At 63.6% G+C, this 24,822-nt stretch carries 25 protein-coding genes and 1 tRNA gene; 17 read left to right on the forward strand and 9 right to left on the reverse strand.

All coding sequences use genetic code 11. The features are described from left to right. The first annotated feature begins 249 nt into the window (after positions 1 to 249). Positions 250 to 1,647, forward strand: a complete 1,398-nt coding sequence (locus ACM6UT_RS01305) for a DEAD/DEAH box helicase (protein ID WP_465245558.1) — start codon at positions 250 to 252, stop codon at positions 1,645 to 1,647. A gap of 47 nt (positions 1,648 to 1,694) precedes the next feature. Here the strand turns inward: ACM6UT_RS01305 and ACM6UT_RS01310 are convergent, their stop codons facing one another. Both ACM6UT_RS01310 and ACM6UT_RS01315 read right to left on the reverse strand, forming a co-directional pair. Continuing rightward, positions 1,695 to 2,438: an SDR family oxidoreductase gene (locus tag ACM6UT_RS01310; protein ID WP_416795572.1), complete on the reverse strand. Its 744-nt coding sequence runs from the start codon at positions 2,436 to 2,438 to the stop codon at positions 1,695 to 1,697. Between the two features lie 40 nt (positions 2,439 to 2,478). Then, positions 2,479 to 3,384: a DMT family transporter gene (locus ACM6UT_RS01315; RefSeq protein ID WP_416795573.1), complete on the reverse strand. Its 906-nt coding sequence runs from the start codon at positions 3,382 to 3,384 to the stop codon at positions 2,479 to 2,481. Between the two features lie 360 nt (positions 3,385 to 3,744). Between ACM6UT_RS01315 and ACM6UT_RS01320 the strand changes: the two genes are divergently transcribed. Further along, positions 3,745 to 4,212 carry a hypothetical protein gene (locus ACM6UT_RS01320; RefSeq protein WP_416795574.1) on the forward strand — a complete coding sequence of 156 codons (468 nt, stop codon included), beginning with the start codon at positions 3,745 to 3,747 and terminating at the stop codon, positions 4,210 to 4,212. A 13-nt stretch (positions 4,213 to 4,225) separates the two neighbouring features. Here the strand turns inward: ACM6UT_RS01320 and ACM6UT_RS01325 are convergent, their stop codons facing one another. Beyond that, entirely contained in the window at positions 4,226 to 4,690 is a 465-nt protein-coding gene (locus ACM6UT_RS01325) for a MarR family winged helix-turn-helix transcriptional regulator (RefSeq protein ID WP_416795575.1), read from the reverse strand. Between the two features lie 340 nt (positions 4,691 to 5,030). Between ACM6UT_RS01325 and ACM6UT_RS01330 the strand changes: the two genes are divergently transcribed. Then, a tRNA-Arg gene (locus tag ACM6UT_RS01330) sits at positions 5,031 to 5,107 on the forward strand. 84 nt (positions 5,108 to 5,191) lie between these two features. Beyond that, a complete protein-coding gene (locus tag ACM6UT_RS01335; RefSeq protein WP_416795576.1) occupies positions 5,192 to 5,836 on the forward strand; it encodes a hypothetical protein in 645 nt (214 codons plus the stop codon). A 407-nt stretch (positions 5,837 to 6,243) separates the two neighbouring features. Here the strand turns inward: ACM6UT_RS01335 and ACM6UT_RS01340 are convergent, their stop codons facing one another. Together ACM6UT_RS01340 and ACM6UT_RS01345 are read right to left on the reverse strand one after the other, a co-directional pair. After that, positions 6,244 to 6,546 carry a hypothetical protein gene (locus tag ACM6UT_RS01340; RefSeq protein WP_416795577.1) on the reverse strand — a complete coding sequence of 101 codons (303 nt, stop codon included), beginning with the start codon at positions 6,544 to 6,546 and terminating at the stop codon, positions 6,244 to 6,246. 200 nt (positions 6,547 to 6,746) lie between these two features. After that, positions 6,747 to 7,379, reverse strand: coding sequence for a recombinase family protein (locus tag ACM6UT_RS01345; RefSeq protein ID WP_465245559.1), 633 nt, complete (start codon positions 7,377 to 7,379; stop codon positions 6,747 to 6,749). A gap of 367 nt (positions 7,380 to 7,746) precedes the next feature. Between ACM6UT_RS01345 and ACM6UT_RS01350 the strand changes: the two genes are divergently transcribed. The 4 genes from ACM6UT_RS01350 to ACM6UT_RS01365 all read left to right on the forward strand — a co-directional run bounded on the left by ACM6UT_RS01350 (position 7,747) and on the right by ACM6UT_RS01365 (position 10,530). Next, entirely contained in the window at positions 7,747 to 8,442 is a 696-nt protein-coding gene (locus tag ACM6UT_RS01350; protein ID WP_416795578.1) for a hypothetical protein, read from the forward strand. Positions 8,443 to 8,584: 142 nt separating this feature from the next. Beyond that, positions 8,585 to 9,535, forward strand: a complete 951-nt coding sequence (locus ACM6UT_RS01355) for a trypsin-like serine peptidase (RefSeq protein ID WP_416795579.1) — start codon at positions 8,585 to 8,587, stop codon at positions 9,533 to 9,535. Positions 9,536 to 9,769: 234 nt separating this feature from the next. Further along, entirely contained in the window at positions 9,770 to 10,159 is a 390-nt protein-coding gene (locus ACM6UT_RS01360; RefSeq protein WP_416795580.1) for a group II truncated hemoglobin, read from the forward strand. Positions 10,160 to 10,167: 8 nt separating this feature from the next. Beyond that, positions 10,168 to 10,530 (forward strand): DUF423 domain-containing protein, encoded by a 363-nt coding sequence (locus tag ACM6UT_RS01365; protein WP_416795581.1) that lies wholly within the window; start codon positions 10,168 to 10,170, stop codon positions 10,528 to 10,530. An 18-nt stretch (positions 10,531 to 10,548) separates the two neighbouring features. On the opposite strand, the gene ACM6UT_RS01370 is transcribed toward ACM6UT_RS01365, so the two are convergent. Together ACM6UT_RS01370 and ACM6UT_RS01375 are read right to left on the reverse strand one after the other, a co-directional pair. Beyond that, a complete protein-coding gene (locus ACM6UT_RS01370; protein WP_416795582.1) occupies positions 10,549 to 10,833 on the reverse strand; it encodes a hypothetical protein in 285 nt (94 codons plus the stop codon). Next, positions 10,830 to 11,228, reverse strand: coding sequence for a DUF2325 domain-containing protein (locus tag ACM6UT_RS01375; protein WP_416795583.1), 399 nt, complete (start codon positions 11,226 to 11,228; stop codon positions 10,830 to 10,832). The genes ACM6UT_RS01370 and ACM6UT_RS01375 overlap by 4 nt, the downstream gene beginning before the upstream one ends. Before the next feature lie 356 nt (positions 11,229 to 11,584). Between ACM6UT_RS01375 and ACM6UT_RS01380 the strand changes: the two genes are divergently transcribed. The 5 genes from ACM6UT_RS01380 (at position 11,585) to ACM6UT_RS01400 (ending at position 19,094) form a co-directional block, all read left to right on the forward strand. Next, positions 11,585 to 12,946, forward strand: coding sequence for an NAD(P)-dependent oxidoreductase (locus ACM6UT_RS01380; protein WP_416795584.1), 1,362 nt, complete (start codon positions 11,585 to 11,587; stop codon positions 12,944 to 12,946). 18 nt (positions 12,947 to 12,964) lie between these two features. Next, entirely contained in the window at positions 12,965 to 14,278 is a 1,314-nt protein-coding gene (preA, locus tag ACM6UT_RS01385; protein ID WP_416795585.1) for an NAD-dependent dihydropyrimidine dehydrogenase subunit PreA, read from the forward strand. Positions 14,279 to 14,525: 247 nt separating this feature from the next. Continuing rightward, positions 14,526 to 17,210, forward strand: coding sequence for a bifunctional diguanylate cyclase/phosphodiesterase (locus tag ACM6UT_RS01390; RefSeq protein ID WP_416795586.1), 2,685 nt, complete (start codon positions 14,526 to 14,528; stop codon positions 17,208 to 17,210). Positions 17,211 to 17,213: 3 nt separating this feature from the next. Continuing rightward, positions 17,214 to 18,050 (forward strand): EamA family transporter, encoded by an 837-nt coding sequence (locus ACM6UT_RS01395; RefSeq protein ID WP_416795587.1) that lies wholly within the window; start codon positions 17,214 to 17,216, stop codon positions 18,048 to 18,050. Between the two features lie 114 nt (positions 18,051 to 18,164). Next, positions 18,165 to 19,094 (forward strand): DMT family transporter, encoded by a 930-nt coding sequence (locus ACM6UT_RS01400; RefSeq protein ID WP_416795588.1) that lies wholly within the window; start codon positions 18,165 to 18,167, stop codon positions 19,092 to 19,094. Here ACM6UT_RS01400 and ACM6UT_RS01405 read toward each other — a convergent pair whose 3' ends face one another. Continuing rightward, positions 19,095 to 19,742 carry a TetR family transcriptional regulator C-terminal domain-containing protein gene (locus tag ACM6UT_RS01405; RefSeq protein WP_416795589.1) on the reverse strand — a complete coding sequence of 216 codons (648 nt, stop codon included), beginning with the start codon at positions 19,740 to 19,742 and terminating at the stop codon, positions 19,095 to 19,097. It abuts the gene before it with no gap. Between the two features lie 291 nt (positions 19,743 to 20,033). Between ACM6UT_RS01405 and ACM6UT_RS01410 the strand changes: the two genes are divergently transcribed. The 3 genes from ACM6UT_RS01410 (at position 20,034) to hydA (ending at position 23,112) form a co-directional block, all read left to right on the forward strand. Next, on the forward strand, positions 20,034 to 21,287 hold the full coding sequence (locus ACM6UT_RS01410; RefSeq protein ID WP_416795590.1) for a Zn-dependent hydrolase: 1,254 nt from the start codon (positions 20,034 to 20,036) through the stop codon (positions 21,285 to 21,287). A 40-nt stretch (positions 21,288 to 21,327) separates the two neighbouring features. Continuing rightward, positions 21,328 to 21,555 carry a hypothetical protein gene (locus ACM6UT_RS01415; protein ID WP_416795591.1) on the forward strand — a complete coding sequence of 76 codons (228 nt, stop codon included), beginning with the start codon at positions 21,328 to 21,330 and terminating at the stop codon, positions 21,553 to 21,555. A gap of 102 nt (positions 21,556 to 21,657) precedes the next feature. Next, the gene (hydA, locus tag ACM6UT_RS01420) at positions 21,658 to 23,112 is read left to right on the forward strand and encodes a dihydropyrimidinase (protein ID WP_416795592.1); all 1,455 of its coding nucleotides are present in this window, start codon (positions 21,658 to 21,660) and stop codon (positions 23,110 to 23,112) included. A gap of 326 nt (positions 23,113 to 23,438) precedes the next feature. Here hydA and ACM6UT_RS01425 read toward each other — a convergent pair whose 3' ends face one another. Further along, on the reverse strand, positions 23,439 to 23,852 hold the full coding sequence (locus ACM6UT_RS01425) for a cupin domain-containing protein (RefSeq protein WP_416795593.1): 414 nt from the start codon (positions 23,850 to 23,852) through the stop codon (positions 23,439 to 23,441). 124 nt (positions 23,853 to 23,976) lie between these two features. Here ACM6UT_RS01425 and ACM6UT_RS01430 point away from each other — a divergent pair, with 124 nt between their 5' ends. Further along, the gene (locus tag ACM6UT_RS01430; protein WP_416795594.1) at positions 23,977 to 24,765 is read left to right on the forward strand and encodes an ABC transporter ATP-binding protein; all 789 of its coding nucleotides are present in this window, start codon (positions 23,977 to 23,979) and stop codon (positions 24,763 to 24,765) included. Positions 24,766 to 24,822: the final 57 nt, after the last annotated feature.

Here is a 24,822-nt window from a genome sequence, read left to right on the forward strand (position 1 = left end):
CTGCCCGCAGGCCCCACATCCGGTGTGCTTTCACCTTCCGGCCGCCGCGTGAGCGAGCCCAGCGACAATTGAGACGCGAAGAAGGGCAAGGCGCATGAATTGACGGGCGGAGACATCCGCCGCTGCGCTGGAAGCTTTTTCCAACTCACAAGTTCCCAAATCACGCGGGGTTCTTGACGCCAATGCCAACCGGCTCGCAAGCCCGCGATCCGGTCAATGGTTTTTGGCGCCCCCGAAAGGCAAAATGCTTTGAACAATTTCGATGAACTTGGTCTGTCCAAGAAAATCGTGAAGACCCTCGGCCACCTGGGTTTCGAAACCCCGACGCCGATCCAGGCGCAGGCCATCCCGCTCGTCATGGAGGGCCAGGACCTGATCGGCCTCGCCCAGACCGGCACCGGCAAGACGGCCGCCTTCGGCCTGCCGATCATCGAGGCCCTGATGGCGAGCGAGGCGCGCCCGCAGGCCCGCTCCACCCGCGTTCTCATCCTCGCACCCACCCGCGAACTGGTGAACCAGATCGGCGACAACCTGCGCGCCTTCTGCGCCAAGCTGCCGCTCAAGATCACCCAGGTCGTCGGCGGCGCCTCGATCAACAAGCAGCAGTTCCAGCTGGAACGTGGCACCGACATCCTCGTCGCCACCCCCGGCCGCCTGCTCGACCTCATCTCCCGCGAGGCCGTGACGCTGCGCCATGTCAGCCACCTCGTCCTCGACGAAGCCGACCAGATGCTCGACCTCGGCTTCATCCATGACCTGCGCAAGATCGCCAAGATGGTTCCGCCGAAGCGCCAGACGCTCCTGTTTTCGGCGACCATGCCGAAGACCATCGCCGACCTCGCCGCACAGTTTCTTTCGAACCCGGCCAAGGTCGAAGTGACCCCGCCCGGCAAGGCTGCCGACAAGATCGAGCAGCACGTCCATTTCGTCGCCGGCCAGAACGCCAAGACCGAGATGCTGAAGAAGATCCTGACGGACAATCCGGATGGCCGCTCCATCGTCTTCCTGCGCACCAAGCACGGTGCGGAAAAGCTGATGAAGCACCTCGACATCACCGGCTATTCGGTCGCATCGATCCACGGCAACAAGAGCCAGGGCCAGCGCGAGCGCGCGCTGAAGGGCTTCCGCGACGGCGAGATCAAGACGCTGATCGCAACCGACGTTGCCGCCCGCGGCATCGACATCCCGGCCGTCAGCCACGTCTTCAACTACGACCTGCCGGAAGTGCCGGACGCCTATGTCCACCGCATCGGCCGTACCGCACGCGCCGGCCGCGACGGCATCGCGATCGCATTCTGCGGTCCCGACGAAGGCCGCCTGCTGCGCGACATCGAAAAGCTCATGGGCATCGACATCCCGGTTGCCTCCGGCGAACCGCCGGCGAATCTCTCGCGCCCCGTTCGCCCGCAGCGCCGCGGCGGCGGCGGTGGCGGCGGCAATAACCGCAACCATCAGGGTGGCCAGGGCCGCGGCAAGTCCGAAGGCGGCGCCAAGGCCGATGGACGCCCCGCCGGCAAGCCGGGTCACCGCAAGGGTGGCAATGGCGGCGGGCAGAACCGCTCCGCCAATGGCAATGGCCAGAACCGCTCCGGTCACGGCCGTCCGGCCCGCTCGGACACGGCCGGCGGACGTCGCCGCGAAGCCTGATTTCCTTCGACGAGGCGGCGGATTTTGATCCGCCGCCTCGCCTCTTTTCACTTCACCGCTGCGTTGCCACCATCGGCGTAGAGCGCCGAGCCGGTGACGAAGCTCGCCATGGGGCTTGCCAGAAACAGTGCGGCCGCGGCGATTTCCTCCGGATCGGCAATCCGTTTCATCGCATGCAGGCCGGCCGCCCATTCCTTCTGTGCCGCATCGCCGGCAAGCGGCGTATCGACACCCCCCGGCAACAGGGCATTGCAGCGGATGCCGCTTCCGCCGTAGTCGGCGGTGATTCCCTTCACCAGTCCCATAAGTGCCGCCTTCGACGTGCCGTACGCCGCCATTCCCGGAATGCCGACACTCGTGCCGACGAACGACGACGTAAAGACGATGGAGCCGCCCCCCGTCTCGAGCATGGCGCGAATTTGCGCCCTCGCACCGAGGAAGGCGCCGGTCAGGTTGATGGCGAGCGTCTCCTGCCATTCCTCGAGGGTGACATCGGCGAGCGGCCTGTAGGGCCCGACCGTGCCGGCATTGTTGACGGCGATGTCCAGCCCGCCGAACCTTTCGACGGCAGCGTCGACCAGCCGCCGGTGGGTTTCCTCGTCGGATACGTCGCCCGCAACGGCAACGACCTTGGCGCCCGTGGCCGCGACTTCGTCGGCGAGACGGGAAAGCGCTTCTTCGCCCCGCGCATTGACGACGAGGGCGGCACCTTCCCTCGCAAAACGCAAGGCGGTTGCGCGCCCGATACCGCTCGATGCTCCGGTAATGATTGCGATCTTGTCCTGCAGCATGAACCTCTCTCCTTTTGTTGAGGGAGGTCACGGATAACGGTCACCGTCGGACGCCGACACCCGATTCCTGAGCTGGCCGTGCGCCTCTGTTGGTGAGGTAGACGCCGACGACTGCCAGCGCCGTTCCGGCCATCATCCAGTGGGTCAGTTGTTCACCGAACGCGACGGCCGCCTCGACGGCGGCAAGCGGCGGGACGAGATAGATGAGCGAGGCGGCTTTCGACACGTCCCCGCGGCGGATCAGGTACAGGAGCAGCATTATCGCTCCCATGGAAATACCGAGCACCGCCCAGCCGAGCGTCGCCAGAAGCCCCAGGCTCCATTCGATCCGCATGTCCTCGATCAGATAGGCGGCCGGCAGTGTTACCGCGAGCGCGCCGACATATTGCAGCGTGGCGACCGTGCGGATGTCGCCCTCGTGCAGGTAGCGCTTCTGGTAGATCGTGCCGCCACTGACGAAGGCCATGCCGATGATGTTGACCACGACCGCGAAGGCGGGAATGGCAGAGGCGTCGACCGCGAAGACCTTCGGCAGCACCGCAATCGCGATGCCGATGAAACCGAGCAGCAGTCCCAGCCTCTGCGACGGACTGAGCCGCTCGCCGACCAGACGGGTCGCCGCGATACCGGTCATCAAGGGCTGAAGGCCGGCGATGATGCCGGAGATCGCTGCCGGCACCCCCTGCCCGATCGCCCACCACACGGCGCCGAGATAGAGGCCATGGAGCAGGACGCCGGAAACCAACGCATGGAAGAATGCCGCCGGCCTCTTCGGCCACGCCGCACCCGTCGAACGGCAGACCATGTAGAAGAGTACCGCCGCCGCCGCATAGCGCAGTGCGAGGAAGGTCAGCGGATCGGCGAAGCGGTCGGCGAACTTCGCAACCACCCAGCCTGTCGACCAGAGAAACACGAAGAGGATGGGCGCGAGGCGTGCAAGTGTCACGGGGTTCTCCGGATCGGGAGACTACCGGTTAGCGGGCGTTAAGGACAAGCTCAAAGGAGTTTTGTTGATCGCAGCGATCAATTCTGCTGATCGGCGAGGTTGTGCCAAAAGAACAAGCAATCGGTAGAGCACAAATTCAGGCATCTGAGATGCAGATACGATCCGCGACGATTGCGGCAGGCGAATCGGGCCGGCGGGCGAAAACCTCTCGGTCGCCGGCCTCGTCAGGCGCCAGGAACAGGCGCAAGGCCATAACTGGGAGCGTCGTTCGTCTCGCGATCGCGAGATTCCAGTCCAGTTCGGCACCATGCTCGGGGCCTATAATGCCGCCCGAAACAGGGTTCCCGGGCGGAGAGTAGCATGTTCGGACGATCGGTGTTCCAGTCGGTGGTGGAACGGCTCGCGGCGGAACGCGCCGCCGAGGACGACGAACTGCCGCGCGCCCACCGCGTTTCGGGGCTATCGTCCGGCTTCGTGCGCGAGGCCGGTGCCGCGCCAGCGACGGACGGCCGGCGGGCGGAAGACCTCTATCGCGACCTGATGGCCGAGGACGGAGAGGCGGAGAGCGTCGTGCCGCCGGCGGAACCGGCACCACCGGAAGAACCGCCGGTCATGCCGCCACACCTCACCCGCCTCTCGCCGCAAGAGATCGCTGAGGATCTGGCGCTTTCGGCGAACGACACCGCAGCGACGCTCGCCGAAAGGCGGCGCCGATTTGCCCGCGCCAATCATCCGGACGGCGTGCACGAAGCCTTCCGCGATGCCGCCAACATGCGGATGAAGGTCGCCAACCTGCTGATCGACGAGGCGCTCGCCCGGGTCGGCTGAGCCCGCGGCATCATCAGTCGCAGAGGCGTTTCAGCAGGTGGATCAACTGGTCTCGCTCCCGGGTGCCGCCGAGCCGCGCGATCAGCCGCTCCTCATGCTCCGCCCAGATCGGCATCAGCCCGTTCAGGTACTCGACGCCCGTCCCCGTCGTATAGAGCGCCTGCACCCGCCGGTCCTTTTCCGACTTCCGGCGCTCCACCAGCCCCTTCTCTTCGAGACCATCGACGATCGCGACGAAATTCGCCCGTTGGATGCCGAGCGCTTCGGCGACTTCGCTCTGCTTCAGGCCCTGATTGCAGCTCAAAAGCAGGAGGACCGCGAAGTCCGTCGGGCGCAGGTCCTTGGCGGCAAATGCCTCGTTGAACTGCTGGAAGACCGCCAGTTGCGCCCGGCGCAATCTATACCCGACCGCATCCTCCATCATGGAAAAATCGATTGCCGACTGTGGATTCGGTTCCCCGTTTTTTGCTTTCGGCATGCTTGCGCCATTCTCCCCCACTCCGCTCCGCAGGACGATGCCGCACGCATTCCCGAGGAAGCCTCCCGACATAGTACTAGAACACCCGACCGACACAAGCCTCGGCGCCCAAGTGACTGCGAAACAAATATATTCCGGAAAAGTATGTCTTTTTCGAAAATACCATCGCCCGGTCGCAAGACGAGGCGCGGCGCCCCTCGCCCGCCGAGTTTCCCGCGCGGCAGGACAGACAGGCGCAGGCCCCGGCAAAGACCCGTGCCTTTTCATTTTCGCGATTGCAGGCGAACCGAGTCTAGGGTATGACCGCTTCGTCAGCGCTTCGGCCGCACAGGCCGACGGAGCACCCGTAGCTCAGCTGGATAGAGTGTTGGATTCCGATTCCAAAGGTCACAGGTTCGAATCCTGTCGGGTGCGCCATTTCTAAAATATTGTCGCGGCGAGGTGCGCGGCTTGATAATCAATCGAGAATGGCTTCGAGCGCAGATCCAAGATGATCGCCTCTTGAGCTACATGGACGAGATTGAGGCCAAGGCTGCAACGAAGATCGACGTCCAAGACTACAGCAATGAAGTCTGGGGGACTGCAGTCAACGAGCGGGGCGCCATCATCTATGTGCCAAGAGGTGGTCAGTTCAAGCGCAACAGCGCATGTCACGAACTTTCTCACGTCGAACGGTATTGGATGCATCGTGCCTGGCGCCTCAGAGCCGCCGACGCCAACGATACCTTTGCCGTGGATATTGGTAACGAGATCAACAATGATATCGAGCATCTTTTTATGTGGCGGGTCGAAGAAGAATTCGGCTGTGACCCGGTGAGGCATTGGACGACAAGGTTCTCGGAAATCGTCACCAAATCCGAGTGGTTCGCGAAACGACCATTCACACGGAGACTTACAACTTTGTCCGCGCTGATTTCAAAGGAGATGATCGACGCGGACCTCTATAATCGCATCCACGCAGGACTTCACGTTGATGACGCGGACCTCATCCAGGCTTCCGCCGAGATATTAGAGGTTATCAAAGAGGATAAGCGGAAAGGAGCGCGCCTTATGCTGCTTACCCTCGGCCTCCCAGTCGAACGTTATATTTTGGAGAGATATGATGTTCTGTGGAAGACGAAATCAGTGAGAATAATCCGACCATAGGCCAGATAGGTTTCCGTTAGAACAAACTCATCCCCGGACATGAGTTCGAGGGCGACGGAAGGTGTTTCCTAAAACAAGTTGTACATGAACGGTATTCGCCGACGGCACCGCGTTTTGACACAGGTTCAGACGGCGCGGTTTTCAGGTTTTGTTGAGACCTGTTCTGGCTTGGTTGTCAGCGTCTCGCCTGAACCGCACCGGGTTTGCCGGAGGCTCCAACTTCTGAGAAAGTGGAGCCGATATGATAACACAACGAACGAGCTCTCACCTGAAGTCCGGGAACGAGCCATCCGCATGGTGCCGGATCACGAACCCGAAGTGGATTGAAGGACAGAACAGCCAAGCAGGCGGGACGTCTTATCAGCCTACATAACCTGCCCCGGGTTGGGAATGCCCCATCGTCCCCCTCACTCACACGCTCCCGGAACCTCGACCCGATAGGTGGTCTTGCCCGTTCCTTCGGGCGGGATGGGTACGAGGTAGACGGTGAGGTCGCATTCCTGCGTCCGCACCTGCCATTCGCTGGCACCGTCCTTGCGCGTGCCGGTGTTGGAGATCGCGCCGACCGGCGCCTGATGGACGGCGTTCGCCACGTCCGGGCTGGCGAGGATCGTGTTGATCCGCTCGGCGCTGTCGTAGAAGCCGGAAAACGCGGCGGCGGCCGGCGTTGCGAGTGCGGTTGCGATGACGGCGGCGATGATGCGTTTCATGCATTCCCCCTGAAAGCTCTGCGCCGAGGGTCACACGCGTGGCGGGACGCGCGCAAGTCCTCCGCCCGCATAACCCCTTGAAAAGCGGAGAAGGCCCCCAAAAAGGCCGTGGAGCGGTCATATCCGGGTGGGGTGGCGGAAGAGTGAGGACGGCGCTGCGGGCACCTTCGCCCGGTCCTCCGCGCTTCACATCCGGCCGGTCAGGTGAGCGCTTCGCCCAGCAACTCCAGCGCGTCGCGGTCGCCCGCGTGCCGCCTGCTCCGCCCCATCGCCCGGTAGAGCGTGGCGCGGCTCACCCCGAGCTCGCGGGCGGCATCGGTGGCCGAAAGTTCGCCCGCCCCGATCGCCTGCATCGCGTCGGCAACGCTGTCAGGCGGTAGCTTCACCGGCCGGCCGAGCTGCCGGCCGCGGGCGCGCGCCGCTGACATGCCGGCCTTGGTTCGCTCGGAGATCAGCGCCCGCTCGAATTCCGCAAGCGCCCCCATGATGTGGAAGATCAGGATGCCGCCTGCCGAGGCCGTGTTGATCGCCTCGGTGATCGAGTAGAGGCCGATGTTGCGGCGCCCGAGCTCGGTCACCACCTCGATGAGATGCGAGAGCGACCGCCCCAGCCGGTCGAGCCGCCAGATGACGAGCGTGTCGCCAGGCCTCAGCCTGCCCATGGACTGCGCAAGGCCCGGACGGTTGCGCGACGCGCCGGAATGGCCCTGGTCGGTGAAGACATGGTCGCATCCGGCCTGCGCGAGCGCCTGCAACTGCAGGTCGATGTTCTGGTCGGACGTCGATACACGCGCATAACCAATCCGCATCGTCGAAAGCGCATCCAGTTCCAAGGTCGCCGCCCTTTCCCGGAAAGCCCCGGGCCACAACGGCGATATGTATCATAAACGTTCCCTTTTGAGCACATCTTTAGGTACTGGTCAATAAGAAAATACATCTATAGGTATGCATTTCAGGTCGGCGAGCTGATCGACGACGTTACCGCCAGCCGTACCGGAGATCATCTACACCATTGAAAAACAAATGTAATTTGCAAACCGCCGGCAAAACTCCCATTTCCCCTCCGGGAAGAGGTCGCAACCGGACCAAAATCATGGGTTGCATATCGGTTTCCGGCGATTGCGCAAATAGGAACGCTTTCGAGACGCAGACGGCGCCTTCCGAAGCGCATCGTTCAACCGAAAAAAGAGGATATGGGAAATGCCTAACTATAGCCTGACCCTGAACATCGCACCGGACGACCTGAAGAACATCAAGGCGGCCCAGCAGCGCATCACGCTCGCAAAGCCGGTCGGCAGCGGCGATCCGAATGTCATCTGGCTGTCGATCGATCCCTTCCAGTCCACCACGGTCGAGTGGACCGAGCAATACTGGATCTTCGCCTCCACCACCGCGGTCGCCCAGGGCGCGAGCATCAGCAAGCTCTCCGAAGTGACCCCCGGCCCCGCGCTCGACGGCGGCTACTATCCGTTCACCTCGGCGGCCGTCTTCAACCCCTTCCAGAAGGATCCGTCGATCCCCGGCGGCACGTTTGCCGCGAACAACGACATGCCGAATTCGCAGTATCCGTTCCTGACCTTCGGCCTGTCGCAATCGGCGCTCATCAACAAGAAGCCGGCGGAACGCAAGCCGATCTCCGCCCAGACGGTGCTCGCCACCCAGCAGATCCAGATGACGCCGTTCACCAGCATCTACATCTGGCTGCAGAGCCAGTTCGCCAGCGAGACGATCATCACCAAGATCATCGGCCACACGGCGGTCGCGAAGTTTGGCGGCGGCGTCGATTCCATGACACTGAAATACGATCCGGACCGCGGCGTCTTCGTCCCCGAAGACTCGTCGAAGGGCCTGCTCGACAAGGGGCTCATCGAGCTGCGGACACCGCTGCTGCTCTGATGCGCATGTCCCGGCGGCCGGTTCCACCCGGGCCGGCCGTCGGGTTCCGACAGCCCGCTTTCCGCTAACCGAAGGGTCCGAGGCGCCGTCTCCTCCCGTTGCCGGAGGAAGGGGGCCTTGCCCCTTGAGAAAGGCCAAGGTCATGAAACGCAAATTCATCGAGATATCCGGGGCAGGTCTGACACTCGCCGCCCTGCTTGCCGTCCCGCCCGTCGCGGCGGCGAACGGCCTGAAGATCGAAAACCTGAAGAACACCGGCGCCGCCATGCTCTCTGCGGAGGACGTCGAAACCGTCGTTCCCTTGCCGGAAAGGACCGTCTCCCCGGAAGCGCTCGAGGAAATGAAACAGCGCTTCCGCGAGCTGAACCCCGGCGCGCCGGAGATCGAGCGAAAGTCCAACCTGAAGCAGCAGGGCGTCCCGGAACGGGTCGACAATCCCAATGCCGCCAATCCCTACTGGAGCACGGGACGGCTCATCTTCCGCAAGGCCGACGGCAAGCTCTACGGCTGCACCGCCCAGTTCACCGAGGACTTCAAGGTCGTGCTGACCGCGGCGCACTGCGTCTACGACACCGACAACGCCCATGACTGGAACCGTGATTTTCTCTTCCAGCGCGCCTATGCCGACGGCACATCCGTCCAGGATGTCGGCTGGAAATGCATGTCGCTCTTCACTTCCTATCATACGCCGTCGGAAAACTTCGCCTACGACTACGCCTTCATCCTGACGGATGTCGACGATGGTCGCCCGCCACTCGCACTGCGCACCGGTGAACCCGAGAAAGACGCGATCACCGCCGTCGGCTATCCGAACAACTACGACCAGGGGCGATATCTCTACAAGGTCGACGGCCAGTGGGCGTCGATCTCCGGCGGCATCGTCACCATGAAGGGCAACCCGATGCGCAGTGGCAACAGCGGCGGCGCATGGTTTGCGAACTTCAAGGTGGACGGCGGCGTTAACGACAATCTCGTCATCAGCCTCAACTCGCATCATCTCGAAGGCGTCGACGACGAGGAGAATGGCCCGCTCTTCACCGCCGACACCGAACGGCTGATGGAGCACGTGCGCCAGGCCAAGTGCGACAACTAGACCGCTTCCGGTCGCGCCGGACACCCTGACCCGGCGCCACCCCGGGTCGGCGTCGATCGCCTGCCGCCGCCCTTGTCTTGCGTGCCGCCGGGCATCCGCAGACGAAGGCAGGCGATCGACGATGTCTTTCCGCTGACGCCAGACATGTGCCCGATCGCCGCACGACCGTCCGCATGGTTGCACCCGCACTTCAAACCGGTCATGTAGAGCGGGCGGCTCCTTGAGGTTCTATCGGTGACTGAAGACGTAATCACGCTCTATGAAGCGATCGGCGGCGACACGACGGTGCGCGCGCTGGTCCGGCATTTCTACCATCTCATGGATACACTGCCGGAAGCCGCCCGCTGCCGCGCCGTTCACCCGAAAGACCTGAGCGGCAGCGAAGAGAAGTTCTACGAATACCTGACCGGCTATCTCGGTGGCCCGCCCATCTACATGGAGAAGCGCGGCCATCCGATGCTGCGCCGCCGCCATATGATTGCGGAGATCGGCCCGGCAGAACGAGACGAATGGCTGCTCTGCTTCCGCCGCGCACTCGACGAGACGATCGAGAGCGAAACGCTGCGGAACATCATCTGGGAACCCGTCGAACGCCTTGCCCATCACATGCAGAACAAGGAATAGCACGCCGGATGGAACGCATTCGCCCCCTCCTCCTGCTGCTCGCCGGCCTCATCGGCGCCGCCGGCGTCGGGCTCGCCGCAGCCGCCACCCATCTCGGTTCGGAAAGCCTGCTGCGTCCCGCCTCGATGATGTGTCTCGCCCATGCGCCGGCACTGCTTGCCCTTTACGCGGGCCACCGGCAGATCCGCACCGCGACCGTTGCCGGGCTGGTGCTCGCAGCCGGCACGCTGCTCTTTGCCGGAGATCTCTCGATGAAGCAGTTCGCCGGCACGAGCCTCTTTCCGATGGCCGCGCCGACGGGCGGTATCCTGATGATGCTTGGCTGGCTCGTTGCCGGATTCGGTGCGTTCTTCCATACCCGACAGGACTAAACGCATCGCGACGACCGATCAGCTCCGCCGCCGCTTCTCGTTGCGCTTCCAGCGCGGCAACGGAAACGCAATGACGTTTACCGCGCCGCGACCATTCTTGCCGCCGCTATAGGCGCCGTGCGGCACGCGGGAAGCCGGCCGCTGGTGAAGGCCGGGAATGGCGACCACCTCGGCACCGGCGGCGTTCCGCCCGGCCTGGTTTGCCAGCCGCTCGCCGAGCTCCGTGGCGAAACCGTCGCCGTGCCGTTCCGCGAGCTTCTGGAGTCCTATCAGCAGAGCGGGATCTGGGACATCGTAACTCATGAGACATCATTCCTTTCGCTCATCGTCTGGAGCGCCCGCTCCAGGCTGGACTTCGAGCCGTTGCGCAGAGGAATGAACGTCTTGCCGAACTTCTTGCAGCCGGTTTTCACCCTCAGACATGCGTCATGGCTGATACAGTCGATCGGGCAGAACACGCAGTCGACCGAGGGAAGCACCGTGTCGATGCGCGACACTGCCTCCCGTAAACCGCCGTCATGATGGATTAGTTCCGCGCCGTAGCTGCTGGCGATCTGGCGAAGATGGGCGACCTGGCAATCGCGCCCGCCGACATAGAGGAAGCTGCGGACCTCGCTGGCGGTGCGGCCGCCCGCTTCCGTCGCGGCCGCCGTTTCGGCGACATTTCGAGGGCTGCTCTTCCTGTTCTTCTTCGCCATGATCCACCTTCTGTCGGCTGCGTTTGCCCCGGCAGCGGAGGGAATCCGGCCGCTGCGGAACGCAACCTACAAAACATGAATTTCACAGTAAAGAATAAACTTGAGAATTATCTTCATCTTTATTCCGGAAGGGAGCGCACGAAGCCCCTCGAAGAGGTTGTGAACGTCGGAGGCGGCGAGTTTGAGGCCTCTCCCCGCCCCGCTACAGGGACTGCGAACGCGCCCTGCTCGGCGGCTGAAACCCGTTGCCTCGCAGGTGTTCTGTGATACCTCGACCAAAAAATTTTACCGTTTGATAAATTTTTTGTCTTGAGTTAACGTCATTGCAATCGCGCCATAAAAAAGAGGGAACTGCGATGCGAAGACTGGAACCGGGCCTGAAGGCCGGGCGGCTCGACGCTGCCGAATATGCAAAGAATTTCTCCGACCTGCACCCGCGCCTCGGTGATCACGAAGCGCTGGTGGCCTCGGACCGCTGTTACTTCTGTCACGATGCGCCGTGCATGACGGCCTGTCCCACGGCCATCGACATTCCGATGTTCATCCGCCAGATCGCCACCGGCAACGCGACCGGCGCGGCGAAAACGATCTTCGATCAGAACATCCTCGGCGGCATGTGCGCCCGCGTCTGCCCCACCGAAACACTCTGCGAAGAGGCCTGTGTGCGCAACACGGCCGAGGAGCGCCCGGTCGAGATCGGTCGCCTGCAACGCTACGCCACCGATCTCGCGATCGATGAGGGCCGCCAGTTCTACACGCCGGCCGCGGCGACCGACAAATCGGTCGCCGTCGTCGGCGCCGGCCCGGCCGGCCTCGCCTGCGCCCACCGGCTTGCGATGCACGGCCACCGCGTGACTGTCTACGATCACCGCGAGAAGGCGGGCGGCCTCAACGAGTACGGCATCGCCGCCTACAAGGCGACCAACGACTTCGCCCAGGCGGAAGTCGACTACGTGCTCTCGATCGGCAATATCGACGTCATCAACGGCGAGATGCTCGGCCGCGACTTCACGCTGGCCGATCTCCAGGCAAAACACGACGCCGTCTTCCTCGGCACCGGCCTTGGCAACGTCAACATGCTCGGCATTCCGGGCGCCGACATCAACGGCGTGGCGGATGCCGTCGAGTTCATCGCGAACCTGCGCGAAGCAACGAGCAAAGGCGACGTTCCGGTCGGCCGCGACGTCGTGGTCATCGGTGGCGGCATGACGGCGATCGATGCGGCCGTGCAGGCCAAGCTGCTCGGCGCGGAAAACGTCACGATCTGCTACCGCCGCGGCAAGGAGCACATGAACGCCTCGGAGTTCGAGCAGGATCTCGCCGCTTCGAAGGGCGTCACCATCCGTCACTGGTTGCAGCCGAAGGAGGTCGCCCATCACCACGGGCATGTCTCGGCCATCACCTTCGAATACACCCATGTCGAAAACGGCATGATGAAGGGCACCGGCCACACCGTCGAGATCAAGGCCGACCAGGTTCTCGTGGCGATCGGTCAGAAACTCGATCTCCTCGGGATCGAACAGTTGCAGCTCCAGGCCGGCAAGATCGCCATCGATGGCGAAGGCCGCACCTCCGTTCCCGGCGTCTGGGCCGGTGGCGACTGCGCGACCGGCGGCAAGGACCTGACGGTTTCCGCCGTCGCCATGGGCCGCGACGCGGCCGAAAGCATCAACCGCTCTCTCGCCGCAGCGGCGGCGGGCGTCACTGCTGTCGCCTAAAGGATCGGGAGAAATATCATGGCTGATCTTCGCAACAATTTCGTCGGCATCAAGTCTCCGAACCCGTTCTGGCTCGCCTCCGCACCGCCGACGGACAAGGCCTACAACGTCGAGCGCGCCTTCAAGGCCGGCTGGGGCGGCGTCGTCTGGAAGACACTGGGCTCGGAAGGCCCGCCGGTCGTCAACGTCAACGGACCGCGCTACGGCGCGATCTGGGGCGCCGACCGCAGGCTTCTCGGCCTCAACAACATCGAGCTCATCACCGACCGTCCTCTGCAGGTGAACCTGCAGGAGATGAAGATGGTCAAGAAGAACTGGCCGGACCGCGCGCTCATCGCCTCGATCATGGTTCCCTGCGTCGAGGAGGAGTGGAAGGCGATCCTGCCGCTCGTCGAGGAGACGGGCGCGGACGGCATCGAACTCAATTTCGGCTGTCCGCACGGCATGTCCGAGCGCGGCATGGGCGCCGCGGTCGGCCAGGTGCCGGAGTATATCGAGATGGTCGTGCGCTGGTGCAAGCAGTACTCCCGCATGCCGGTCATCACCAAACTGACGCCGAACATCACCGACATCCGCAAGCCGGCGCGCGCCGCCAAGGCCGGCGGGACGGACGCCGTGTCGCTCATCAACACGATCAACTCCATCGTCTCGGTCGACCTCGACAGCTTCGCCCCCAACCCGACCGTCGGCGGCAAGGGCACCCACGGCGGCTATTGCGGCCCGGCGGTCAAGCCGATCGCACTCAACATGGTCGCCGAAATCGCCCGCGATCCGGAGACCTACGGCCTGCCGATCTCCGGCATCGGCGGGGTCACCACCTGGCGCGATGCGGCGGAGTTTCTGACGCTTGGCGCCGGCAACGTCCAGGTCTGCACCGCGGCCATGACCTACGGCTTCAAGATCGTCCAAGAGATGATCACGGGGCTTTCCGACTGGATGGACGCCAAGGGACACCGCACGCTCGACGACATCTGCGGCCGCGCGGTGCCGAACGTCACCGACTGGAAGTACCTGAACCTCAACTACATCGCCAAGGCACACATCGATCAGGACGCCTGCATCAAGTGCGGCCGCTGCCACATCGCCTGCGAGGACACCTCGCACCAGGCGATCACGAACGTGGTCAATGGCGTGCGCCACTTCGAGGTCAAGGAAGAGGAATGCGTCGGCTGCAATCTTTGCGTCAACGTCTGTCCGGTCGAGAATTGCATCACCATGGTCGGCCTCGAACCCGGCACGATCGACCAGCGTACCGGCAGGCCGGTCGACCCGAACTACGCGAACTGGACGACGCATCCGAACAATCCGATGGCGGTGCAGGCGGCGGAATAGTCGTCGCGACGCATTTGTCGCCACCCGGGGAAAGTCGACATCTTGCAGGGCCGCGTGAACCGCGGCCCTGTTTTCTTTTGCCCTTTGTCGGGCGCCCGTTCGTGCCTTCATCCACTCAAGGTAATGTATCCGCGCGTCCACAACTCGATTCAGAAATTCTTCAAGGGTTTCCTCCATCCTGCAACTTGCACGGGGAAGCCCCTTAGCTTTTGTCGCCACTCAATCTGTTTCTTGATCCGTTTCGAATATGAGCCCCACCGACGACAGACGTCCGAACTGGAAATATTTTCGGTTCGTCCTGCCCTACTACTTGCCGGCACTCATCGCCGTCGCTGCGGTCGCGATTTCGATTGCGTATGCGGACAAGCAGCGCGAGCACATCAGCATGGACAATCTCCGGGCCGAAGTGACGGAAAATCTCGGGCTCCTCCGGGCCAAGCTCGAAGGCAACATGAGCGCGAACATCCAGTTGCTCAAAGGTCTCGTCGCGGCGCTCGAAACGGAGCAGACGATCGACGAAGCCCGGTTCTCGGCGCTATCGAAGAGAATTCTGAGCTCCAAGTCGCAACTGCGCAACGTGGTGGGCGCCCCCGCCCTGAAGGTCGCCTACGCCTATCCCTACGATGCCAACAAGGCCGTCATCGGCCTCGACTACCGCGCCAATGCCGCCCAGCGAGACGACGCACTGAAGGCGGTGGCGACCGGAAACTTCGTCGTCACCGGACCGATCAACCTCATCCAGGGCGGCCGCGGCCTCGTCGTGCGCTACCCGGTCATGGTCGAGAAGGCCGGTTCAGTTCCCGCCCTGTGGGGCCTCGTCTCGGGGGTCGTGGACATCGACAAGCTGTTCGCCGACAGCGGCCTTTTCGCCAGGTCCCTCGACATCGACGTCGCCATTGCGACGACTGAGGGCGGACGGTTGATCGAGACCTTCTACGGCGACTCCGCGATATTCGCGAGCGCTCCGGTCAGCATGTTCGTCAACTTCGGCCACGAGAGCTGGAAGATCGCCGCGGTCCCGAAGGGCGGCTGGAACCAGCCGCAGGCCGACATGTGGGTCTCGCGTCTGCTGATGCTGGCGGTTGGCGCCATGATCCTGGCGCCGGTCATCTGGGTGGCCCGCCTTCTGCGGGAACGGCAAAAGAACATCGCGGTGCTCTCCCGCCACCAAGAGGAGCTTCACGCTCTCTCGCAGCGGCTCGACATCGCGCTCGAGGCATCGAAGATCGGGGTCTGGGAACTCGACCTGACGACCGGTACGCTCGACTGGGACGGCCGGATGGCGCAACTCTACGGCGTCGAAATGTCTGCCGGCAGCACCTACGAGACATGGAGAGGTGCGCTCCACCCCGACGACGTCGAGGAGGCCGAATGGGTTTTTCGTGCCTGCATCGCCGAGGGCACGGACTACGCGACCGAATTCCGCATCGTCACTCCGTCGGGTGAGATTCGCCATATCCGCGCGCTCGGCACCCAGTATCGGGACTCCTTCCTTCGCCAGAAAATGGTGGGGGTCAACTGGAACGTCACGGCGGACGTCACGCTGCAGCAGGAACTGCGCGAGGCCAAGGCACGGGCGGAATCGCAGAACCGCGAGCTCGAGCTCGCCCGCCAGCACATGGAGCACAACTCGCTCCACGATGCCCTCACCAGCCTGCCGAACAGGCGCTATCTCGACCAGTATCTTGCCAAGCTCGGCGAAAAGGCCGGGGACTCGGAACACTTCACGCTTCTTCACATCGATCTCGACCGCTTCAAGGACATCAACGACACGCTCGGACACGGCGCGGGCGACCACATCCTGAGACAGGCGGCACTTCGGCTGCGCGAGAGCATCCGCGCGGAGGATTTCGTCGCCCGCATCGGCGGTGACGAGTTCGTCGTCGTCTGCGCAGGCGCCTTGAAGGAACGCGAACACCTCGAGCTCGCCAAACGGCTCATTGATGCGATCAACCTGCCGCTTGCCTATGCAGGGCACGAATGCCGCATCGGCGCCAGCATCGGTGTCGCCTCGCGCGCCGATTCCGGCATGCAGATCGAACAGTTGCTCGTCAACGCCGACATCGCCCTCTACGAAGCGAAGCGGCATGGTCGCAACCGCGTCGAGCGCTATAACGACGATCTGAAGTCCCTGACCATCACGACGAAGAAGACCGCGGACGCCATCCTCCGGTCACTGGAGAAGAGCGATTTCGTCGCCTACTTCCAGCCTCAGTTCGATGCCCATACGCTGGAGATCTCCGGCGTGGAAGCGCTCGCGCGCTGGGAGCACCCGGAGCTCGGCATTCTCGGTCCCGACAAGTTCCTGAAGGTCGCCGAGAACCTGAACGTCGTCTCGCAGATCGACGCGATGATCCTCGACCAGGCACTGTTCCAGCTCGCACGCTGGCGGGCCAACGATCTCGACATCCGCAAGGTGTCGGTCAACATCTCGGCGCAACGCCTCTTTGACGAGGCGCTGTTCCAGCATCTCGACCGCCTGAAGCTGCTGCCGGGAAGCCTGTCCTTCGAACTCCTCGAGTCGATCTCCTTCGATGACAAGGGCTCGGCGGTCGTCGAGAGCATCGAGCGGATACGGCGCTACGGCATCGACATCGAGATCGACGATTTCGGCACCGGCTATGCCTCCATCCTGTCGTTGCTGAAGATTTCCCCGCGCCGGCTCAAGATCGACCGCCAGCTGACCTTTCCGATCATCGAGTCGCCGGCACAGCGCCGCCTGATCAGCTCGATCGTCGAGATCGGCCGCTCGCTCGGCATCGAGATCGTCGCCGAAGGTGTTGAAACGATGGAGCACGCGGCGATCCTGCGCGATCTCGGCTGCCAGTCGCTGCAGGGCTATGCTCTCGCCCGGCCGATGGACGGGGCGGCGTTCCTGCGCTTCGCGAAGGAGCAAGCGCGGACGATCGCCGAAAGCAGCAGGTCGGCATAAGCCTTGGCCCTTTCCGTCTTCATCGTCGTCCTTTTCGCGGCCGCCCTGCACGCGACATGGAACGCGCTCGTCAAGGGGGCCGGCGACAAGCTGCTGACGACGGTGCTCGTCGCGGCCTCCGCCTCGCTGATCGCGGCGGTCGTGCTGCCCTTCCTGCCCTCCCCGGCACCGGCGAGCTGGCCCTTCATCGCCACCTCGACCGTCCTGCAGGTCGGCTATTTCGTGCTGGTCGCCCGCGCCTACCATGCAGCCGACATGAGCCAGACCTATCCGCTCATGCGTGGAACGGCGCCCCTGCTGGTCGCGCTCGCGAGCACTGCCTGGATCGGCGAACCCCTTTCGACGGCCGGCTGGATCGGTGTCGCCGTCATCTGCACCGGCATTCTCAGCATGATGGGAGGGGTGCCGGGACGCGACAGCAGGACGGGCGTCCTGCTTGCCCTCATGAACGCCGTGGTCATCGCCGGCTACACACTGGTGGACGGCGTCGGCGTCAGGCTCTCCGGATCGCCGGCGGCCTATACTCTCTGGCTTTCGCTCCTGACCGGTCCGCCACTCATCCTCTGGGCGATCCTCACCCGCCGCGAGGTCTTCCGACGCTACACCGCCGGCAACTGGCATCTCGGGCTGATCGGCGGTGTCGGGACCGTATCCTCCTATGGAATCGCCCTCTGGGCGATGACGCTCGCACCCGTTGCGGTCGTTGCAGCGCTCCGGGAGACTTCCATCCTGTTCGGCGCGGCGATCTCCGGGCTCGTGCTCAAGGAACGGGTCGGCGGCACACGCATCGCCGCGGCACTCATCATCGCCGCCGGCGCGATGATCCTCCGCATGCGCTGACCGGCGTCGGACAGACCTCGGCACGAGCCGCATCCCGAAATCGGTTCTTCCGGCCACCGCCGCGCCATGCTACGGCGATGCCGCGGCGTGCGTCGCGATCGGCAGGGAACGAACATGACAAACGGGCGCATATCCGCAAACAGGCACAATATTCACGCCACGGGACGGCAGAAGCTACTGGCCCATCTGGCGATGCTGCTCTTTGCCATGCTGATCGCCTCGTCCTTTTCGATCGGCGGGCTGGCAACCCGCTCGATGCCGCCGATCGCGCTGCAGGCGGTCCGCTATGGCGCAACGGTCGCCGTCATCGGGACCTTGTGTTTCGGCGTGTTCCGCCACCGGTTCCGCCTCCCCGCAGAGCCGGCGCGCTTCTTCGTGCTCGGCCTGCTGATGGCCGTCTACATGGTCACCATGTTCATCGCGCTGCAGTTCACCGCACCCGTGGCGACCGGCGCGGTGTTCACGCTGATGCCGCTCGCAAGCGCCGTTTTCGCCTGGATGCTGATGCGTCAGCGCACCCGGCCCGACGTGTTGCTGAGCCTGCTGCTTGCCGCCGTCGGCGCGATCTGGGTGATCTTCCGCGGCGACCTTGGCGCCCTCCTCGCCTTCGACGTCGGCCGCGGCGAGCTCATCTATTTCGTCGGCGTGCTCTGCCATGCCGCCTACGTGCCGCTGCTCCGCCGCTTCAATCGCGGCGAACCGGCGATCGTCTTCGTCTTCTGGGCGACCGTCTGCACGCTCTTGTTCATTCTGATCCCGGCGACGCCGCAGCTCGCGAGCATCGACTATGCCGCTCTGCCCGGCTTCGTCTGGTTTGCCGCGATCTATCTCGCGGTCGTCACCACCGGCATCACCTTCTTCCTGCTGCAGTTCGCCTCGATGCGCCTGCCCGCGCCGAAGGTGCTCGGCTACGGCTACCTGACGCCGACCTTCATCATCATCCTGGAAGGCCTGATGGGACACGGCTGGGCCTCCGCTTCGGTCTTCGCCGGTGCGCTGGTGACGGCGGGCGGTCTCGTCCTGATGGCACGGCTGCCCGACTGATCAGCGGCTCGCTGCAGGAATCAGCCCGCGCGTGAAAAAGGCTTCGAGAAACCGCGCCGCATCCTCGAAGCGGTCGTCGCAGGCCCGGCCTTCACCGAGAACGGCGCGGACCTGGACGTCGAAATCGGCATAGTGCTGGGTCGTTGACCAGATCGAGAAGATCAGGTGGTAGGGATCGCAGTCGACGATCTTGCCCGCTCTTATCCAGCTTCGGATCACCTCCACCTTTTCGTCGACCAGCGCCTTCAGCGGGCCTTTGAGCACGTCCTCGATGTTCGGCGCGCCCTGCAGGATCTCGTTGGCGAAAAGACGGCTCTCGCGCGGAAAATCACGCGCCATCTCGAGCTTCCGCCGGATATAGGAGCGCACCTCTTCTTCCGGATCACCTTCCGCGTCGAAGGCGCGCAACGGCTCGAGCCAGGTATCGAGCACCCGGTCGATCAGGGTACGGTGCATCGCCTCCTTGGTACGGAAATAGTAGAGCAGGTTCGGCTTCGACATGCCGGCGACCTCTGCGATCTGGTCGATGGTCGCACCGCGGAAGCCGCGGCGGGAAAACACGTCGAGAGCAGCTTCGAGGATGATCTCCTCTTTCTCCTCCTGGATGCGGGTCCGACGCTGGGTCTGTGCTGCCCTCGGTATTGCCATGCCATCGCTCCTGTCGCCTGTCGGCCACCGTTTTTCCTGCCTTTTTCCGCCGCACATTTTTTTGGCAATTGCCCGCCAAATTGTCGTGTCTTTTTTGATTTTTCCGGCTTGAGTGCGGCGATGGAAGTAGTAATGTTTACCAATCGGTCAAATTATCTGCCAGTTGTCTGACAAAGGCAACCGGGCATGTGACACCGGACAAGGCACGAAGAGGCCGCCGGAGACCACGGGAACAAAGAAGAGGGCATGCGGCTTGCATGACCCCGTCGAAAAACTGGTGAGGACTTTGCAATGACGGCTGCACCCGGCGAGAATCTGCGCGTGAACGGCGATCGCCTGTGGGATTCACTCATGGAAATGGCGAAGATCGGCCCCGGCGTCGCCGGCGGCAACAATCGCCAGACGCTGACCGACGCCGACCGTGAAGGCCGCCATCTCTTCAAGAAATGGTGCGACGAGGCCGGGCTCACCATGGGCGTCGACAAGATGGGCACCATGTTCATGACCCGCGCCAGCACCGACCCCGATGCGCTGCCCGTCTATGTCGGTTCGCATCTCGACACGCAGCCGACCGGCGGCAAGTTCGACGGCGTGCTCGGCGTGCTCTCCGCCCTCGAAGTCGTCCGCTCGATGAACGATCTCGGCATCAAGACCAGGCATCCGATCGTCGTCACCAACTGGGCCAACGAGGAAGGCGCGCGCTTTGCGCCAGCCATGCTCGCCTCCGGCGTCTTCGCCGGCGTCCATACGCTGGACTACGCCTATGACCGCAAGGATCCCGAGGGCAAGACCTATGGCGAGGAACTGAAGCGCATCGGCTGGCAGGGCGACGAGGAGGTCGGCGCCCGCAAGATGCACGCCTATTTCGAGTACCACATCGAGCAGGGGCCGATCCTCGAGGCCGAGGACCGGCAGATCGGCGTCGTCACCCACTGTCAGGGCCTCTGGTGGCTGGAATTCACCCTGACCGGCCGCGAAGCCCATACCGGCTCGACGCCGATGACGATGCGCGTCAATGCCGGGCTCGCGATGTCCCGCATCATGGAAATGGTGCAGACGGTCGCCATGGAGAACCAGCCGGGCGCCGTCGGCGGTGTCGGGCAGGTCTTCTTCTCTCCCAACTCCCGCAATGTGCTGCCGGGCAAGGTCGTCTTCACCGTCGACATCCGCACACCCGACCTCGCCAAGCTCAACGCCATGCGCGCGCGGATCGAGAAGGAGGCGGCCGTGATCTGCGAGGCGCTCGGCGTCGGCTGCTCGGTCGAGGCGGTCGGGCATTTCGATCCCGTTACCTTCGATCCGGTTCTGGTGGATCGGGTCCGCAAGGCTGCCGAACGGCTCGGCTACAGCCACATGAACATCATCTCCGGCGCCGGCCACGATGCCTGCTGGGCGGCCAAGGTCGCGCCGGCAACCATGGTCATGTGCCCCTGCGTCGGCGGCCTCAGCCACAACGAGGCCGAGGACATCTCCAGGGAATGGGCCGCCGCCGGCGCCGACGTGCTCTTCCACGCGGTACTTGAAACCGCGGAGATTGTGGGGTGAACACTTCGGCGCTATATTCGGTCGTCGAAAGGGTGCGACCATGTCCGACAAGGTCACGAACGAGCTCATTTACGAGACGCTCGGGCGCATGCAGGAAACGCTTGCCCTGCACACCCAGTATCATCTTGAGACCAAGGAGCGTCTTGGACTGCTCGAGTATCAGGTCGGCGGCCTCACAGCCCAATACGCCAGCCTCTCCAAACGTTTGGATCGTGTGGACGAGCGCCTCACCCGGATTGAAAAGCGACTCGACCTCGTTGAGGTGTGAGCGGCGTAGCGGCTCCAGACAGACAATAAGACGATAGGCATCGGGCCTCCGGCACCGATGTAGCCGGTGGTCCTCGAACAAGAACAAGAGGGAACGGGACCAATGAGCACAGTCATCAAGGGCGGCACGATCGTCACCGCCGATCTCACCTACAAGGCGGACGTCAGGATCGAGGGCGGCGTGATCGTCGAGATCGGCCCGAACCTTTCCGGCGGCGAGGTGCTGGACGCCTCCGGCTGCTACGTCATGCCGGGCGGCATCGATCCGCACGTCCACCTCGAAATGCCGTTCATGGGCACCTATTCCTCCGACGATTTCGAGAGCGGCACGCGCGCCGGTCTTGCCGGCGGCACGACCATGGTCGTCGACTTCTGTCTGCCCGCTCCCGACCAGTCGCTCCTCGACGCGCTGCAGATGTGGCACAACAAGACGAGCCGCGCCAACGCCGACTACTCCTTCCACATGGCGATTACCGGCTGGAACAAGCGCGTGTTCGACGAGATGGAAACCGTCGTCAAGGACAAGGGCATCAACACCTTCAAACACTTCATGGCCTACAAGGGCGCGCTGATGGTGAACGACGATGAGATGTTCGCCTCCTTCTCGCGCTGCGCCGAACTCGGCGCGCTGCCGCTCGTCCATGCGGAAAACGGCGACGTGGTGGCCGCCATGTGCGCCAAGCTCCTGGCGGAAGGCAACAACGGACCGGAAGCGCACGCCTATTCGAGGCCGGCGGAAGTCGAGGGCGAGGCGACCAACCGCGCGATCATGCTGGCCGACATGGCGGGTGTTCCGCTCTACGTCGTCCACACCTCCTGCGAACAGGCCCATGAAGCGATCCGCCGCGCCCGCCAGAAAGGCATGCGCGTCTATGGCGAACCGCTGATCCAGCACCTGACGCTCGACGACAGCGAATACTTCAACAAGGACTGGGACCATGCCGCCCGCCGCGTCATGAGCCCGCCCTTCCGCAACAAGCAGCACCAGGATAGCCTCTGGGCCGGCCTGCAGTCGGGCTCGCTCTCCTGTGTGGCAACCGACCACTGCGCCTTCACCACCGAGCAGAAGCGCTTCGGCGTCGGCGACTTCACCAGGATCCCGAACGGCACCGGCGGGCTCGAAGACCGCATGCCGATGCTCTGGACCTACGGTGTTGCGACCGGCCGCCTGACGATGAACGAATTCGTCGCCGTCACCTCGACCAACATCGCCAAGATCCTCAACATGTATCCGAAGAAGGGCGCGATCCTCGTCGGCGCCGACGCCGACATCGTCGTCTGGGATCCGAAGCGTTCCAAGACCATTTCCGCCAAGACCCAGCAGTCGGCGATCGACTACAATGTCTTCGAGGGCAAGCAGGTGACCGGCCTGCCGCGCTTCACGCTCACCCGCGGCATGGTCGCGATCGAGGAAGCAACGGTCAAGACGCGCGAGGGCCATGGCGAGTTCGTCAGGCGCGAGCCGTTCCAGGCCGTCAACAAGGCGCTCTCCACCTGGAAGGAACTGGTCGCCCCCCGCAAGGTTGAGCGCACCGGCATTCCGGCGACGGGGGTATGACGGACCCGATGCTGGCGGCACCTGGCCTTACCCCCCTCTGCCCTACCGGGCATCTCCCCCTCAAGGGGGGAGATCGGGAGCGGCTGGCCGCCCGATCACCTGAAGGAATTGTGATTGGCGAAGCTCGCCTATCGGCCACCAGCCGTTCTCTCGACCGAGATACGAGACCGCCGGCATTTTCAGTCACCACGCGCATGGTGCCCCTTCTTGGCCAATCGGCAAACGGCTCAAGGTGTCTGATCTCCCCCCTTGAGGGGGAGATGTCCGGCAGGACAGAGGGGGGTGCAGGCCGGGCCACCTTCTCCCCGTCGGGGAGAAGGGGAACCTCAAATCTCCACCAGCGCATCCAGCTCGGGCAACAACACAACGCTCTCCTGCTCGTTGGGATCGGTGCGGGCGATGATCGCCGAGCACGGCGTGCTGGAAAGGTTCGCCGGCAGGTGCGGCACGCCGGCCGGGATGTAGAACATCTCGCCCGCGTGCAGGATCACGTGGTTTTCCAGCCGGTCGCCGTACCAGGTATGCGCCTGGCCGGAGAGGCAGTAGATCGCCGTCTCATGGCTCTCGTGCAGGTGGGCCTTGGCGCGCGCTCCGGGCGGCATGGTCAGAAGATGCATGCAGATGCCCTTCGAGCCGACCGTCTCCGCCGCGATCCCCTCGAAATAGCTCAGGCCCTGCTTGCCGTCATAGGTGCTGCCGGGCTTGACGACACGGCAGGTGGGTTTCGATGATGCTTCCATGGTCGCGACCTCTTCTCCCTGGCGGCCGTGCCGCCGTTTCCCTTTCGCCGCGCGCTCGCGGCGCCTCATTGACAGAATGCAAGAGGCCTGATGCCTTTGCAAGAAAGCCGAATGGTTCCACCGAATGAATGCACCCTCCTCCGTTGTCTCCGCCAAGGACCTCAGTCTGGTCTTCCAGACCAATGACGGCCCCGTCCACGCCCTCTCGAACGTCGATCTCGAGGTCGAGAAGGGTGACTTCGTCTCCTTCATCGGTCCCTCCGGCTGCGGCAAGACGACCTTTCTGAGGGTGATCGCCGACCTCGAAAAGCACACCTCCGGCGCAATCACCGTCAACGGCATGACGCCGGAGAACGCCCGCAAGGACCGCTCCTACGGCTACGTCTTTCAGGCGGCCGCCCTCTATCCCTGGCGGACGATCGAGAAGAACATCGCCTTGCCGCTGGAGATCATGGGGTACGGCAAGGAGGAGCAGCGGCGGCGCATCGAGGAGACGCTGAAACTCGTCAACCTCACCGGGTTCGGCAAGAAATTCCCCTGGCAGCTTTCCGGCGGCATGCAGCAGCGCGCCTCTATCGCCCGTGCACTCGCCTTCGACGCCGACCTCCTGCTGATGGACGAGCCCTTCGGCGCCCTCGACGAAATCGTGCGCGATCACCTGAACGAACAACTGCTGAAGCTCTGGGCGGCGACCAACAAGACCATCTGTTTCGTCACCCATTCGATCCCCGAGGCCGTTTATCTCTCGACCAAGATCGTCGTCATGAGCCCGCGGCCCGGCCGCGTCACCGACATCATCCATTCGACGTTGCCGAAGGAGCGCCCACTCGACATCCGCGAGACGCCGGAATTTCTCGAAATCGCCCACCGCGTCCGCGAGGGCCTGAAGGCGGGGCATTCCTATGATGAATAGTGTTCCCTTGGGAAAGAAGGCCCCTCTCCCTCTCCTACGACAATTCCTGACCGCGGA

This window comes from Ciceribacter azotifigens, assembly GCF_048159625.1.
Taxonomy (GTDB): Bacteria; Pseudomonadota; Alphaproteobacteria; order Rhizobiales; family Rhizobiaceae; genus Allorhizobium; species Allorhizobium azotifigens.